Annotated in this window: 12 protein-coding genes; 9 read left to right on the top strand and 3 right to left on the bottom strand. The window is 74.8% G+C overall.

Annotation, left to right across the window (positions count from 1 at the left end; all coding sequences use genetic code 11):
* Nucleotides 1-37 precede the first annotated feature (37 nt).
* The 4 genes from Q0848_RS14215 to Q0848_RS14200 all read left to right on the top strand — a co-directional run bounded on the left by Q0848_RS14215 (nucleotide 38) and on the right by Q0848_RS14200 (nucleotide 5,269).
* Nucleotides 38-1,003: an ABC transporter permease gene (locus Q0848_RS14215; protein ID WP_299038664.1), complete on the top strand. Its 966-nt coding sequence runs from the start codon at nucleotides 38-40 to the stop codon at nucleotides 1,001-1,003.
* The gene (locus tag Q0848_RS14210) at nucleotides 1,000-1,932 is read left to right on the top strand and encodes an ABC transporter ATP-binding protein (protein ID WP_299038662.1); all 933 of its coding nucleotides are present in this window, start codon (nucleotides 1,000-1,002) and stop codon (nucleotides 1,930-1,932) included. The genes Q0848_RS14215 and Q0848_RS14210 overlap by 4 nt, the downstream gene beginning before the upstream one ends.
* Nucleotides 1,929-2,729 (top strand): ABC transporter ATP-binding protein, encoded by an 801-nt coding sequence (locus tag Q0848_RS14205; RefSeq protein WP_299038660.1) that lies wholly within the window; start codon nucleotides 1,929-1,931, stop codon nucleotides 2,727-2,729. The genes Q0848_RS14210 and Q0848_RS14205 overlap by 4 nt, the downstream gene beginning before the upstream one ends.
* Before the next feature lie 104 nt (nucleotides 2,730-2,833).
* Nucleotides 2,834-5,269, top strand: a complete 2,436-nt coding sequence (locus Q0848_RS14200) for a glycosyl hydrolase 2 galactose-binding domain-containing protein (protein ID WP_366146618.1) — start codon at nucleotides 2,834-2,836, stop codon at nucleotides 5,267-5,269.
* A 44-nt stretch (nucleotides 5,270-5,313) separates the two neighbouring features.
* Here Q0848_RS14200 and Q0848_RS14195 read toward each other — a convergent pair whose 3' ends face one another.
* Entirely contained in the window at nucleotides 5,314-6,138 is an 825-nt protein-coding gene (locus Q0848_RS14195; protein ID WP_299038656.1) for a bifunctional 2-polyprenyl-6-hydroxyphenol methylase/3-demethylubiquinol 3-O-methyltransferase UbiG, read from the bottom strand.
* The gene (locus Q0848_RS14190) at nucleotides 6,135-6,818 is read right to left on the bottom strand and encodes a GDSL-type esterase/lipase family protein (RefSeq protein ID WP_299038655.1); all 684 of its coding nucleotides are present in this window, start codon (nucleotides 6,816-6,818) and stop codon (nucleotides 6,135-6,137) included. Before Q0848_RS14190 ends, Q0848_RS14195 begins: the two co-directional genes overlap by 4 nt.
* Nucleotides 6,819-6,902: 84 nt before the next feature.
* Here Q0848_RS14190 and Q0848_RS14185 point away from each other — a divergent pair, with 84 nt between their 5' ends.
* From Q0848_RS14185 to Q0848_RS14165, 5 genes are all read left to right on the top strand, one after another.
* Nucleotides 6,903-7,955, top strand: a complete 1,053-nt coding sequence (locus Q0848_RS14185; RefSeq protein ID WP_299038653.1) for a LacI family DNA-binding transcriptional regulator — start codon at nucleotides 6,903-6,905, stop codon at nucleotides 7,953-7,955.
* Nucleotides 7,952-9,217, top strand: coding sequence for an AGE family epimerase/isomerase (locus Q0848_RS14180; RefSeq protein WP_299038651.1), 1,266 nt, complete (start codon nucleotides 7,952-7,954; stop codon nucleotides 9,215-9,217). Before Q0848_RS14185 ends, Q0848_RS14180 begins: the two co-directional genes overlap by 4 nt.
* A gap of 44 nt (nucleotides 9,218-9,261) precedes the next feature.
* Nucleotides 9,262-10,272 carry an aldo/keto reductase family protein gene (locus Q0848_RS14175; RefSeq protein ID WP_299038649.1) on the top strand — a complete coding sequence of 337 codons (1,011 nt, stop codon included), beginning with the start codon at nucleotides 9,262-9,264 and terminating at the stop codon, nucleotides 10,270-10,272.
* A gap of 133 nt (nucleotides 10,273-10,405) precedes the next feature.
* The gene (locus tag Q0848_RS14170; protein ID WP_299038647.1) at nucleotides 10,406-11,728 is read left to right on the top strand and encodes a cellulase family glycosylhydrolase; all 1,323 of its coding nucleotides are present in this window, start codon (nucleotides 10,406-10,408) and stop codon (nucleotides 11,726-11,728) included.
* An 85-nt stretch (nucleotides 11,729-11,813) separates the two neighbouring features.
* On the top strand, nucleotides 11,814-13,247 hold the full coding sequence (locus tag Q0848_RS14165; RefSeq protein WP_299038645.1) for a GH1 family beta-glucosidase: 1,434 nt from the start codon (nucleotides 11,814-11,816) through the stop codon (nucleotides 13,245-13,247).
* Between the two features lie 264 nt (nucleotides 13,248-13,511).
* Here the strand turns inward: Q0848_RS14165 and Q0848_RS14160 are convergent, their stop codons facing one another.
* Complete coding sequence (locus tag Q0848_RS14160; RefSeq protein ID WP_299038644.1) at nucleotides 13,512-14,516, bottom strand: nucleoside hydrolase; 1,005 nt, start codon at nucleotides 14,514-14,516, stop codon at nucleotides 13,512-13,514.
* Nucleotides 14,517-14,596 lie beyond the last annotated feature (80 nt).

Genomic DNA, 14,596 nt, shown 5'->3' with positions numbered 1-14,596 from the left:
CGCGACGCCGTCGTCGCGCACCTGCCGAGGAGCACGCATGACCACCACGGCCACCGACCCGGACGTCGTCGCGCGGGCGCTGCCGGAGGGCCGAGGACGCCGGCGGCGGGGCCTGCGGCTCCCCTCGCCCAAGCTCGGGGTCGGCCTCGCCATCTGCGGCCTCATCGCGCTCTTCGGGCTCGTCGGACCCCTCGTGGTCGGCGATCCCGACGCGGTCGACAACGTCGGGCTGGCGCCCCCCGGGGGCGGGTACCTCCTGGGCACCACCCAGACCGGCCAGGACGTCTTCGCCCAGCTCGCCTGGGCGACCCGCGGCTCGCTGGTCATCGGCCTCGTCGTCGGCCTGCTGGCCGTCGGGCTGGCGGCGGTCTTCGGCGTGATCGGCGCCTACGCGGGGGGCTGGGTGGACGAGGGCTTCTCGCTGTTCAGCAACGTGATGCTCGTCATCCCCGGCCTGCCGCTGATCATCGTGATCTCGAGCTACGTCGCGGACAAGAGCATCTGGCTCATCGCCCTCGTGCTCGCGCTCACGAGCTGGGCGGGCGGGGCGCGCGTCCTGCGGGGCGTCACGCTCAGCCTGCGCAGCCGCGACTACGTCTCGGCCTCCCGCGTGTCGGGGGAGAGGACGTGGCGGATCCTGCTCGTCGAGATCCTGCCCAACCTGGTGCCGCTGCTGGCCTCGCTGTTCATCTTCGCCGTGATCGGGGCCATCCTCGGCGAGGCGGGCCTGGCCTTCATCGGCCTCGGCGCCAGCGGCTCCTGGACCTGGGGGACCATGCTCTTCTGGGCTGGCAACGGCCTCGCGCTGCGCCTGGGCGCGCTGTGGTGGTTCGTGCCCCCGGGCCTGATGATCGCGCTCTTCGGCGCCGGCCTGGCGATGATCAACTTCGCGATCGACGAGATCATCGACCCGAAGCTGCGCCTGCAGACGAGGGCGGCGCGCCGGCGCTGGCGCCGTCCGTCGGACGTGGGGTCCTCCGGCGGCGCGGGGGCCCGGGCGTGAGCGGCGCGCACCGGACCGTCGACCCCGACCCCGGCGGCGTCGGCGCCGTCCTGACCATCGACGGCCTGAGCATCGACTACGAGGCCGAGACGACGGTGCACGCCGTCAAGGACGTGGACCTGGTCCTCGGCCGGGGCGAGATCCTGGGGCTCGCCGGGGAGAGCGGCTGCGGCAAGAGCACCCTCGCCTACGGCATCACCCGCCTGCTGAAGCCACCGGCGAGGATCGTCTCGGGCAGGGCCGTCTTCCACTCGCGCGAGGGCTTCGACGTCGACCTCGGCGCCCTCGAGGGCGATGACCTCCGCGCCTTCCGCTGGGACCGCATCTCCATGGTCTTCCAGGGGGCGATGAACTCCCTCAACCCGGTCATCAGCATCCGGGCCCAGCTCGAGGACATCTTCACCACGCACCGCCCGGAGATGAGCAAGCAGGAGCGACGGCGCACCGCCGGCGACCTGCTCGAGCGCGTCGGCGTCGACCGCTCCCGGCTGCGCTCCTACCCGCACGAGCTGTCGGGCGGGATGCGCCAGCGGGTGATGATCGCCATGGCGATGGCCCTGGGACCCCAGGTCATGATCATGGACGAGCCGACCACCGCGCTCGACGTCGTGGTGCAGCGGGAAATCCTGCGCGAGGTGACCCGCCTGCGGGCGGAGCTCGGGTTCGCCGTCATCTTCATCACCCACGACCTGCCGCTGCTCCTCGAGATCAGCGACCGGATCGCCGTCATGCGCGAGGGCAGCATCGTGGAGCTGGGCAGGGCGGCTGACGTCTACAGCCGGCCCCAGCACCCGTACACCCAGCGGCTGCTCGCCTCCTTCCCGAGCCTCACGGGAGAGCGCGGCGACTTCATCCGGGGAGGCGAGGACGTCTCCCTCGACGACATGGACCGCGACGTGGTCCCGACGACCGAGGAGGTCGGTCGATGAGCGTCCTGGAGCTCCGCGACGTCACCAAGGAGTACCGCCTGAGGGGCGAGGGCCTGCGCGGGCGCACGCTGCGAGCCGTGGACGGGGTGAGCCTGGTCCTCGAGGCGGGCAAGACGGTCGCGCTCGTGGGCCAGAGCGGCAGCGGCAAGTCCACGGTGGCCAAGATCCTCATGCAGCTCGAGCGGCCGACGTCCGGCCAGGTGCTGCTGGACGGGCGGCCCGTCGGCCGGCGCGGCCGGGCGCTGCGGGAGTACCGCAGCGCGGTCCAGATGGTCTTCCAGGACCCGTTCGCCTCGCTCAACCCCTTCCACACGATCGCCCACCACCTCGAGCGACCGCTGAGGCTGCACGGGCGGGCCCGCTCGGCCGAGGACGTCGAGCGGGAGGTCCACCACCTGCTCGAGCGGGTGCGGCTCGAGCCCGCCGCGGTCGTGGCGCAGCGCAAGCCGCACGAGCTCTCCGGCGGCCAGCGCCAGCGCGTGGCCATCGCGCGCGCCCTGGCGCCGCAGCCGTCGGTGCTCGTGGCCGACGAGCCCGTGTCGATGCTGGACGTCTCCATCCGGCTCGGGGTGCTCAACCTGCTGGCGACGCTGCAGCGGGAGAGCGACCTCGGCGTCCTCTACATCACCCACGACCTGGCCACGGCCCGCCACTTCTCCGACGAGATCCTCGTGATGCTCGACGGTCGCGTGGTGGAGCGCGGGCCCTCCGACCGGGTCATCCTCGACCCCCAGCACGAGTACACGCGTCTGCTGCTGGACGCCTCGCCCAACCCCGAGAAGAGACTTGCCACGTGAGCCTCCACCAGCTCTCCACCGACCCTCGCGCGGACGGCGCCGACGCGGGGACCACCGCCCTGGTCCGCACCTCCCTCACCACCGGCGCCGGCGCGGAGTGGACCGTGCGGGCCGTCGGCGGTCCCGTGCCCGACGCCCTGGCCGGCGACCTCGCGGAGGGCCTCGTCGCGACGGTGCCCGGTCAGGTCCACACGGACCTCATGGCCGCCGGGCTGGTGCCGGACCCCTTCGACGGCGACAACGAGAGCCTCCTCGCGTGGATCGGCCGCACGACCTGGAGCTTCTCGACCTCCTTCGCCTGGAGCGCGGACGGTCGTGCGCGCCAGGAGCTGGTGGCCCGGGGCCTGGACACGATGGCGACGGTCCGGCTCAACGGGACCGAGCTGGGCCGCACCGCGAACCAGCACCGCACCTACCGCTTCGACGTCACCGACGTGCTCGTCGAGGGGGCCAACGAGCTGGTCGTCGAGGTCGAGGCCCCGGTCGACGCCGCCGAGCGCCTCGACGTCGAGACCGGCCGGCGGCCGCACGTCAACCCGCACCCCTTCAACGCCCTGCGCAAGATGGCCAGCAGCTACGGGTGGGACTGGGGGATCGACGTGGCCGGCGCCGGCGTCTGGCGCCCCGTGGACCTGGAGTCCTGGAACGACGTGCGGATCGCGGCGGTGCGCCCGCTGGCCCGCGTCGAGGCGGGGGCGGGCGTGCTCGAGGCGCACGTCGACCTGGCCTGGACCGCGGCGCCCACGACCTCGTCCGCGACGGTCTCCGTCGAGGTCGCGGGTCGTCGGCGGGAGGTCGTGGTCGACGCCGGCCGGACCTCGGCCGTGGTGCGCGTCGACGTCCCCGACGCCGACCTCTGGTGGCCGCGGGGCCACGGCGCGCAGCCGCTCTACGACGTCGACGTCGCGCTGGCGACCGCTGGCGCCCCCGCGTCGGACGGGTGGCGCGGACGGGTGGGCTTCCGCACCGTCGAGCTCGACACGGCTCCCGACGAGCACGGGACGCCCTTCACGATCTCGGTGAACGGCGAGCCGGTCTACGTGCGCGGGGCGAACTGGATCCCGGACGACGCCCTGCTCACCCGCATGACGCCGGAGCGGTACGCCGCGTCCGTGGCCGACGCCGTCGACGCCGGCATGAACCTCCTGCGGGTCTGGGGCGGGGGGATCTACGAGAGCGAGGACCTCTACCGCGCCTGCGACGAGCAGGGCGTCCTCGTGTGGCAGGACTTCCTCTTCGCCTGCGCCGCCTACTCCGAGGACGAGCCGCTGCGCGGCGAGGTCGAGGCCGAGGCGCGCGAGGCCGTCACGAGGCTGTCCCAGCACGCCAGCCTCGTGCTGTGGAACGGCTGCAACGAGAACATCTGGGGGTACGTGGAGTGGGGCTGGCGCGCGCCCCTGGCCGGCCGCACGTGGGGCGCGGGCTACTACACCGACCTGCTGCCGGGGGTCGTGGCCGAGCTGGACCCGCTGACGCCCTACTCGGAGGGCAGCCCCTTCTCCTACGGGGACTTCATCCACCCGAACGACCCCCGGCACGGCACGACCCACATCTGGGACGTGTGGAACGAGGTGGACTACACGGTCTACCGCGACTACCGGTCCCGCTTCGTCGCCGAGTTCGGCTTCCAGGGCCCGCCCGCCTGGTCGACGCTCGCCGGGGTCGTCCACGACGAGCCGCTGGACCCCTTCGGCCCGCAGATGCTGGTGCACCAGAAGGCCGACGACGGCAACGGCAAGCTCGAGCGTGGGCTCGGCGACCACCTGCCCCGGTGGTCCGACGTCGACGGCTGGCACTGGGCGACCCAGCTCAACCAGGCGCGGGCGGTCGCGTACGGCATCGAGCACTTCCGGAGCCTGTCCCCGCTGAACACGGGAGCGGTCGTCTGGCAGCTGAACGACAACTGGCCCGTGGTCTCGTGGGCGGCGGTGGACGGGTGCGGCATCCGCAAGCCGCTGTGGCACAGCCTCCGGCGGGTCTTCGCCGACCGGCTCGTCACGGTCCAGCCGCGGGACGGCGCCCCGGCGGTGGTGGTGCACAACGACTCCGCGCAGGCGTGGGCGGGCGAGCTCGTCGTCACGCGGCGGGGCACCGGCGCGGGCTCTCCCGAGCTGGCCCGCCAGGTGCTGGTCCTCGACGTGCCCGCGCGCGGCGCGGTCACGCTCCCCCTCGGGGAGGACGTGCGCCGACCGGGGGACGAGACCGCTGAGCTCCTGCAGGTGACGTGCGACGGGACGGCCGACGCGGCGTTCTGGTACTTCGTCGAGGACACCCGGCTGCAGGTGCTCGCTCCGCCGCAGGCGCTGTCGGCCGTGGCGGCGCGGACGCCGGAGGGCTACGAGGTCACGGTCGAGGCGTCGGCGCTGGTCAAGGACCTGTGCCTGTTCCCCGACCGCCTCGACCCGGCCGCCCGGGTCGGCACCGGGATGGTGACGCTCGTCGCGGGCGAGCGGCACGTGTTCCGGGTGACGTCCGACGAGCTCGACGAGCGGTCCCTGGTGCGCATGCCGGTGCTGCGCTGCGCCAACGACCTGCTCTGAGCGGCCCCTGAGGGCGTGGCGCGCTCCGTCAGCGCGCCGCGCCCTCAGGGCCGGCGGGCCAGCAGGCTGAAGCTGTTCGGCAGCCGCCCGTCCCAGGCCGCGGCGCGCACGTCGGCGGGCCGCCAGAACGGGTCCGGGTGCTCGACGAGCTCGAGGAGGGCCAGGCCGGCCCGGGTGACGGCCATGACGACGTCGGAGAGCGGGTGCTGGTGCTCGACGGCGCCCAGCGCCGGGAACGTGTCGTTGACGTGGTGCGCGGCGAAGTAGCTGCGGTCGGGTCGGACGCGGGCCTCGTCGGGGTCCCAGGCCCAGAGCGGCACCAGCGGGTGCGCCTCGTGGAGGAAGAGGTGGCCACCGGGGCGCAGCACCCGGACGACCTCGGCGGCCCACCCGTCGAGGTCCGGCAGCCAGATGAGCGCCCCCTTGCCGGTGTAGACGAGGTCGTGGCCGCCGTCGGGCACCGGGAACGGGGGCAGCTCCGCCACGCGGTAGCGGCAGGACGCGCCCAGCTCGTCGGCGCGCCGCTGCGCGGCGCCCACCGCCGTCGGGCTGTAGTCGAGGCCCAGCACCTCCCGCGCGCCGGCTCGCGCGAGCGCGTGGTCGTCGACGCCGTGCCCGCTCTGCGGGTGCAGCACCCGCGGTCGCGCCCGCAGCACGGGGGCCAGGAGCGCCTCCTCCACCGGCAGCAGCCGGGCGCGGCGCGCCTCCTGGAGCAGCTCGTCGTGCTCGCGGACGTGCTTCGCGGACGCCCGCTCCCAGGCGCGCCGGGTCGAGGCGGCGGCGTCATCAGGCTCGTCCGTCGCACCCGCTCGAGGGGCAGCAGCCCCGGGCGGTCCGGCCGCAGCGGCGGCACCCCCGCCCTCGGTCATCGCGGTGATCCGGACCGAGCGCCGAGCAGCGCGTCCAGCAGCCCCGAGCGCTCGACGGACGCCACCCACGCGTCGGCGAGCACCCGGTGGCCGAGCGGCGTCGGGTGCACGCCGTCGGCGGCGACGGCGACGGCGGAGCGCCTGCCGGCAGCCTCGGCGACGGCCGCAGCGGTGGGGACGAGCACGGCCCCGTGCCGGTCGGCGACGGCGCGGAGCGCGGACCGTCGCGGCCCGAGGTCGTCCTCCCACCGCTCCTGGCCGGGCTCCACCGGGACGACGAAGGGCTCCAGCAGGACGAGCCGAGCGCCCGCTGCGGTGGTCCGCCGCAGGAGGCCGTCGAGCCGTGCCTCGAAGGCGTCCGCCGGTGAGGGCTCCCCGCCGTCGTGGCGGCGCCAGGTGTCGTTGATCCCCACGAGCACGGACACGAGCGCGGGCTCGTGGGCGAGGACGTCCTCGTCCCAGCGTCGCTCGAGGTCCACGAGGCGGTCACCGCCGACCCCGGTGTTGACCACGTGCGGGACGTCGCCCCCGCGCGCCCGGGCGGAGGCGGCCAGCCGCTCGGCGACGAGGCGGGCGTAGCCCGTGCCGAGGCCGGACGCGTCCTCGTGCCGGCCGGTCTCGGTGATGCTGTCGCCCGTCAGGACGACGCGGGTGCGCGGTGCGTCCGGCTCGACGGTCATGCCCCTCCTCGACGACTCGCTGTGCTTGACCGGTTCAGTGGCATAGTCGACCACAACCCAGCTCCCCTGGACCAGGAGGTCCCCGTGCCGCGCGTGACCATCAAGGAGATCGCCCAGCGGGCGGGCGTGTCCAAGGGAGCCGTCTCCTACGCCCTGAACGGTCGCCCGGGGGTCTCCGAGGCCACCCGGGCCCGGGTGCTCCAGGTCGCCGCCGAGCTCGACTGGCGCCCCAACAGCGCCGCGCGGATGCTCTCCGGCGCCCGCACGGCGACGTTCGGCCTCGTGCTCACCCGCCAGCCGGAGACGCTGGGCAACGAGCCGTTCTTCATGCAGTTCGTCGCGGGCCTGGAGCGCGTGCTCGGTCCGCGCGGCCACGCCCTCCTGCTGCAGGTCGCCCACGACCTCGACGTCGAGATGACGACCCTGCGCACGTGGTCGGCGGAGAGGAGGGTCGACGCGGTCGTCGTCGTGGACCTGCGGGTGGGGGACCCGAGGGTGCCCCTGCTGCGGGAGCTCGGGCTGCCGGCCGTCGTCGTCGGGGACCCATCCCTCGCCGGGGGCCTCCCCTGCGTGTGGACCGACGACGCCGCCGCGGTAGAGGAGGCGGTCGGGCACCTCGTCGCGCTCGGCCACCGGCGGCTGGCGCGCGTCGCCGGCAGCGCCGACCTCGGGCACGTCCAGATCCGGGACCTGGCCTTCGCCGCGGCGACCGCTGCCGCCGGGGTCAGCGCGCTCACCCTGCACACCGACTTCTCCGGCCAGCAGGGCGGGCAGGTGACCAAGGACCTCGTGCTCGGGGACTCCCCGCCCACGGCGGTCCTCTACGACAACGACCTCATGGCCGTCGCAGGGCTCTCCGCGCTGAACGAGGCCGGGGTCTCCGTCCCGGAGCAGGTGACGCTCCTGGCGTGGGACGACTCGGCGCTGTGCCGGGTCACCCACCCGAGGCTGTCCGCGGTGGGGCACGACGTCGTCGCCTACGGGGCGGCCGTGGCGGAGCGCCTCTTCCAGCTGCTGGACGGGTCCCCGCCCGACCCCGTCCTCGCGCACACCCCCCGGCTGCACGAGCGGGCCAGCTCCGGCCCGCCTCCGGGCGGGCCCGTCCGACCGCGCGCCACGACGGGGGGACGGGCGTGAGCGGCAGGACGGACGGCCGGGCGGGCGGCGGCGGCGAGCCCCGCGTCGGCGGCGCGGACCTGCGGGCCCACGCCGCCGCGCTGGTCGACTTCTCCCGGGCCTCGGCGGTGCCGGGGGGCAGCGCCTGGCTCGACGACGACGGCCGCCCCACCGACCGCGACGTGCAGCTGTGGATCACCTGCCGGATGACGCACTGCGCCGCGCTCGGGGAGCTGCTGGGCGACCCCTCGTGCGCCGCGCTCGTCGAGCACGGCCTGGACGCCCTCCTCGGGCCGCTGCGCGACGACGAGCACGGCGGGTGGTACGCGGCGGTGTCGCGGACGTCGCTGGCGGCCACCTCCGACCGCAAGGATGGCTACGGCCACGCCTTCGTCGTGCTGGCGGCCTCGAGCGCGGCGGCGGCCGGCCACGAGCGCGCGGGCCTCCTGCTCGAGGAGGCCCTCGCGGTCTCGGAGCGCCACTTCTGGGAGGAGGGGGAGGGGCTGGTCCGCGAGGCCTGGGACCGGTCCTTCGGCACCTGCGAGGACTACCGCGGCGTGAACGGCGCGATGCACACGGTCGAGGCCTACCTCGCCGCGAGCGACGTGACGGGCGACGGCGCGTGGCGCCGGCGGGCCGCCCGCATCGCCAGGCGGGTCGTGCACGGCTGGGCGCGCGCGAACGACTGGCGCGTCCCGGAGCACTTCACCGCCCGCTGGGAGCCGCTGCTCGAGCACAACGTCGGAGCGCCGGCGGATCCCTTCCGGCCCTACGGCGCCACGGTCGGGCACGCCCTCGAGTGGGCCCGCCTGGTCCTCCAGGTCGACGCGGCCCTGCGCGCCGCGGGGGAGGGAGGGCTGCCCTGGGCCGTCGAGGCCGCGACCGCCCTGGCGCAGCGGGCCGTCGCCGACGGCTGGGAGGTCGACGGCGCCCCCGGGTTCGTCTACACGACCGACTGGCAGGGCGCCCCCGTGGTCCGCCACCGCATGCACTGGGTCGTCGCGGAGGCGCTGGGGGCGGGGGTGGCGCTCGAGCGCGCGACCGGTGACCCGGTGTGGCGGCGCTGGACCGACCGCTGGTGGGCCTACGTGGACGACGTCGTCGTCGACCACGAGCGCGGGTCCTGGCGCCACGAGCTCGACGCCGCCAACCGCCCGTCCAGCGCCACCTGGTCGGGCAAGCCCGACGTCTACCACGCCCTCCAGGCGTGCCTGGTGGGCGACCTCCCGCTGCACCCGTCCTTCGCCACGGCTCTGCGCCAGCGTCGAGAAATCGATCGCTGAACCGGTATTGCTCCTCGGCGCGGGCGGCGCCTAGGGTGCGAGCTATGCATTTCCGACACCTCGGCCGCTCGGGTCTGAAGATCTCCGAGATCACCTACGGCAACTGGCTCACCCACGGCTCCCAGGTCGAGGACGAGACCGCGACCGCCTGCGTGCGCGCGGCGCTGGACGCCGGCATCACCACGTTCGACACGGCGGACGCCTACGCGAACGGCGCCGCGGAGACGGTCCTCGGCAGGGCCCTGCAGGGGGAGCGGCGGGAGTCGCTCGAGATCCTCACGAAGGTCTACTGGCCGACCGGCCCCGGCGGGCCCAACGACTCGGGGCTGTCCCGCAAGCACGTCATGGAGTCGATCGACGCCAGCCTGCGCCGGCTGGGATGCGACTACGTGGACCTGTACCAGGCGCACCGGTACGACACCGAGACGCCGCTCGAGGAGACGATGCAGGCCTTCGCCGACGTCGTCCGGTCGGGCAAGGCGCTCTACGTCGGGGTGAGCGAGTGGACCGCCGACCAGCTGCGCGCCGGGCACGAGCTGGCCCGCCAGCTGGGCTTCCAGCTCGTCTCCAACCAGCCGCAGTACTCCGCCCTGTGGCGCGTCATCGAGGGCGAGGTCGTGCCGACCTCCCGCGAGCTCGGCATCTCGCAGGTGGTGTTCTCCCCGGTGGCGCAGGGCGTCCTGACCGGGAAGTACCGCCCGGGGCAGCAGGCGCCGGAGGGCTCGCGCGCCACGGACGCCAAGGGCGGCAAGGACATGATCGCCCGCTGGATGTCCGACGACGTCCTCGGCCGCGTGCAGGAGCTGCAGCCCGTCGCGGGCGACCTGGGCCTGTCCATGGCCCAGCTCGCGATCGCCTGGGTGCTGCAGAACGAGGACGTGGCCACCGCGATCATCGGCGCCTCGCGCCCCGAGCAGGTGGCCGACAACGCCGCCGCCGCAGGGGTGGAGATCCCCGCCGACGTCATGGCGCGCATCGACGAGGCCCTCGGCGACGCCGTCGTCACCGACCCGGGCCGCACGGCGCAGAACGCCCCGCAGCAGCGCCCCAGCTGAGGTCGGAAGGCCGCGGGTCGCGCACGCGACCCGCGGCGGATCGGCAGGGCGCCGCCCGCAGGTCCCCGCTCGCCCGTGCTGCACCACCCCGCCGTCACCGCCGACGGAGGGTCCGACGTCGAAGGAGATGTCCATGACCGAGCGCGGCCGCAGCGAGCCCCGGCGCAGCCCCGGGGACGGCGCCCGGACGGGCGCCCCGTCACGACGAGGTCTGCTCCTCGGGGCCGGCGGCGCCGCCGGCGCCGTCGCCGGGGGGCTGAGCGGCCTCGCCCACCCGCTCGCGGCCGCTGCTGCGGCCACCCCGGCCGCCGCCGCGCCCGGCGGGCGCCCCGCCGCCCTCGCCGACAGCCCCTACCGCGACCAGGTGACCTCCTTCGTCACGAGCCGGCGCAGCAGCTTCCTGCTCGACGGCCGTCCGTGGCGCTTCGGGGGCACCAACTGCTACTACCTGCACCAGAAGTCGCACTACATGGTCGACAGCGTCCTCAACGACGCGAGGGCCATGGGGTTGCAGGTCGTGCGTGCGTGGGCGTTCGCCGACGGCACGGAGCGGACCGAGCGCGCGCTGCAGCCGGAGCCGTACGTCTACGACGAGGAGGCCTTCGACAGCCTCGACTACGCCGTCATGAAGGCCGGCCAGCTCGGCATCCGGATGGTGCTGCCCGTCGTCAACAACTGGGACGACTACGGCGGCATGGCGCAGTACGTGCAGTGGTTCCGCGGCGTGGACGTCGCCGAGGCGGGCGGCGCCTCGCACGACCTCTTCTACACCGACCCCGAGATCCAGGCCTGCTTCCAGGCGTGGGTGCGCCACCTGGTCGGACGCACCAACCGCTACACGGGCGTGCGCTACGTCGACGACCCGGCCGTCATGACCTGGGAGGTGGCCAACGAGCCGCGCTGCCGGTCCGACCAGAGCGGTCGCACGCTGCGCACCTTCGTCGACCGCACGAGCCGGCTCATCGCCCGGCTCGCCCCGCGCCAGATGGTCGCGGTCGGGGACGAGGGCTTCCTCGGCGAGACGGGGAGCGCGGACTACCCGTACTCCGACTACGAGGGCGCCCGCTGGGCGGAGCTGACCAACCTGCCCTTCATCAGCTACGGGACGCTCCACCTGTACCCGGAGTACTGGAAGGGCGACCTGTCGACGTCTGAGCAGATCGCCTGGGGCGAGCGGTACATCCGCCGTCACATCGACGACCGGTCGGTCCGCAAGCCGGTCGTCCTGGAGGAGTACGGGCTGGGGGGCGCCTTCGAGGAGGCGGCGCCCGTCTGGACGTCGGCGGTCGAGGACGGCGGGGAGGGCAGCCAGTTCTGGATCCTCACCGCCCGGCAGGACGACGGAACCCCCTACCCGGACTACGACGGCCACCGCGTCGTCTACCCGAGCCCGGTCGCCGAGCTCATGACCGCCCACAGCGCCCGGATGCGCGAGAACCCGCAGGGCGGGCGCTGAGCGCTGGCGGCGACGCGCGCCGTCCCGGCAAGATCGTGCGCGTCGCCACCTCGCGGCGCCGTGCCCCACCGACGAAGGAGTCCTCGTGCCTGCCACGACGTCCGACACCACCGCCTTCCCCGACGGCTTCCTGTGGGGGTCCGCCACCGCGAGCTACCAGATCGAGGGGGCGGTGGACGAGGGCGGCCGCACGCCCTCGATCTGGGACACGTTCTCCCGCACCCCGGGCAAGACGCTCGACGGGGACACCGGTGACGTCGCCGACGACCACTTCCACCGGTTCCGCGAGGACGTCGCGCTCATGAAGGAGCTGGGGCTGCAGTCCTACCGTTTCTCGGTGGCGTGGCCGCGGATCACCCCCCAGGTGAGCGCCGACGCGCTCGGCTCGGTGGAGCAGCGCGGCCTCGACTTCTACTCGGCCCTCGTCGACGAGCTCGTCGCCGCCGGGATCACCCCCGCCGTGACGCTCTACCACTGGGACCTGCCGCAGGCGCTCGAGGACGTCGGCGGCTGGACCGACCGGCGCACCGCGGAGCGCTTCGGCGAGTACGCCGCCGTCGTCGCGGGCGCGCTGGGCGACAGGGTGCGCACCTTCATCACGCTCAACGAGCCCTGGTGCGCCGCCTACCTCGGCTACGCGGCCGGCGTCCACGCCCCGGGGCGCACCGAGCCCGCCGCCGCGCTCGCCGCGGTGCACCACCTCAACCTCGCGCACGGCCTCGCGGCGCAGGCGGTCCGCGAGCACGCGCCGGGGGCCGAGGTGGCCGTCACCCTCAACCTCGGGTGGTTCCGCCCCGAGGACGAGTCCTCCGAGGGCGACCGGGACGCCGCGCGCCGCGTCGACGGCCTGCAGAACCGGGTGTTCCTCGGCCCGATGCTGCGCGGCGCCTACCCCGCCGACGTGCTCGAGGACACCGCGGGCGTCACCGACTGGTCCTTCGTGCAGGACGGCGACACGGCGATCATCCGCCAGCCGCTGGACGCCGTGGGCCTGAACTACTACTCGCCGACGGTGGTCCGCCGCTGGAGCGGTGAGGGCGCCAAGGAGAGCGCCGACGGGCACGGGGACGGCACGGGGTCGCCGTGGGTGGCGTGCGAGGACGTCGAGTTCGTCGAGCTGCCCGGGCCGCGCACCGAGATGGGCTGGGCCATCGACCCCCGCGGCATGACCGAGCTGCTGCTGCGCCTGGCGCAGGAGGCCCCGGGCGTCGACCTGTACGTGACCGAGAACGGCATGGCGGCCCCCGACGTCGTCGGCGAGGACGGGGTCGTCCACGACGACGACCGCATCGCCTACCTGCACGACCACCTCGCCGCGGTGCGCGACGCCGTCGAGGGCGGTGCGCCGGTCAGGGGCTACTTCGTGTGGTCGCTGCTCGACAACTTCGAGTGGGCCTACGGCTACAGCAAGCGCTTCGGCGTCGTGCACGTGGACTACGACACCCAGGTCCGCACGCCCAAGGACAGCGCCCGCTGGTACTCGGGCGTCGCGGCGGACAACGCCCTGCCCGCTCGCTGACCCGGGGCGCGGGGCGGCGCCGCACGTCGGCGCCGACGCGTCGCCGCGTCCCCTCCCCGCACTCTGTCGTCACCCTGCCGTGGGTGACGTCCCTTTCCCGCACTCTGTCGTCACCGTGACGTGGACGGCCTTCTTCTCCCGCACTCTGTCGTCACCGTGACGTCGCCGGCCCGGGTCGTGCGACGTCATGCCGACAGAGTGCGGGGGGAGGGGTGAGCTGTCCCTTGCCCCCGCGCGCGACCGGTGCCCGGGTGAGGACGTCGGTCAGGCGAGGCGGTCGACCAGGAGGCGGCCGAGGCCGCCGGCGTCGGCGTCCACGGCGACGCGCGCCGTCCGCGCCCAGTCCGTCCGGGCGCCGTCGGTGCCCGCCGTGGTGTCGACGACGAGCTCGCCGCGGGTGAGCTCACCGCTCGTCTCCACCCGGACGCCGCCCTCGACCCACGTGCACAGCGTCGGGTCGAGGACGGCGGCCACGGCGAGGGCGTCGTGGACGGCGGCGGCCGCCAGCCCGTCGTCGTCGCGCCGCTGCGTCGAGATGTGCTGCAGCAGCTGGCCGACCGCGCGTCCTCGTGCGTCGCGGGAGGCGAGCAGCGGCGCGGTGGTCTCCGGGCCGACGAGCGCGCGCTGGGTCGCGTCGAGCGGGACGACGCGCAGCGGGACGCCGGACTCGGTGACCCGGCGGGCGGCGTCGGGGTCGCAGCGCAGGTTGAACTCGGTCGTCGGGCTGCTGTTGCCCTCGCAGAACGCCGCGCCGCCCATGAGCACGACCTCGCGCAGGTGGTCCGCCGACTCCGGGTGCAGCGCCAGCAGCGCCGCGACCGTCGTCAGCGGGCCCAGCGCCACCAGCACCAGCTCGCCGGGCCGCTCCGCGGCGGCGCGGGCGACGACGTCGACCGCCGACGCCTCGGCCACCGCGCGCCGGGAGGGCGGCAGGTCGAGCCCTCCGAGCGCCCCCGGGCCGTGGACGTCGGCGTCGCGCTCGCGCCGCGCCCGCCCGAGCGGTCCGGCCGCGCCCCGGGCGAGCGGGAGGTCCCCTCGAGCGCCGGCGAGGTCGAGCACCCGCGCGGCGTTGGCCGTGATCAGGTCGAGCGAGGCGTTGCCCGCCACCGTCGTCACCGCGCGGACGTCGAGCTCGGGGGCGGCGAGCGCGAGCAGCAGCGCGACCGCGTCGTCAACGCCCGGGTCGCAGTCGAGGACCACCGGCACCGGGTCCTCCGCCGTCGCGGCGGTAAGGGGAGGCAGCGGCCGGGGCTCGTCGACGTCGTCCACGCGCCCCACCGTGCCGCACGACGCGGGCACCGGGGCGGCAAGGTGCCGACGAAGTGCCCGAGAAGAGGCGTCCCGGCGGC

The organism is uncultured Pseudokineococcus sp. (genome assembly GCF_947495735.1).
Taxonomy (GTDB): Bacteria; Actinomycetota; Actinomycetes; order Actinomycetales; family Quadrisphaeraceae; genus Pseudokineococcus.
The sequence above is the reverse complement of the archived record's forward strand: the minus strand, read 5'-3'. Positions and strand labels throughout refer to the sequence as shown.

Excerpts from the sequence above, each read along its gene's own strand:
- Q0848_RS14175 (WP_299038649.1), top strand. The coding sequence starts at position 9,262 with ATGCATTTCCGACACCTCGGCCGCTCGGGTCTGAAGATCTCCGAGATC.
- Q0848_RS14205 (WP_299038660.1), top strand. The coding sequence starts at position 1,929 with ATGAGCGTCCTGGAGCTCCGCGACGTCACCAAGGAGTACCGCCTGAGG.
- Q0848_RS14170 (WP_299038647.1), top strand. The coding sequence starts at position 10,406 with ATGACCGAGCGCGGCCGCAGCGAGCCCCGGCGCAGCCCCGGGGACGGC.
- Q0848_RS14215 (WP_299038664.1), top strand. The coding sequence starts at position 38 with ATGACCACCACGGCCACCGACCCGGACGTCGTCGCGCGGGCGCTGCCG.
- Q0848_RS14190 (WP_299038655.1), bottom strand. The coding sequence starts at position 6,818 with ATGACCGTCGAGCCGGACGCACCGCGCACCCGCGTCGTCCTGACGGGC.
- Q0848_RS14195 (WP_299038656.1), bottom strand. The coding sequence starts at position 6,138 with ATGACCGAGGGCGGGGGTGCCGCCGCTGCGGCCGGACCGCCCGGGGCT.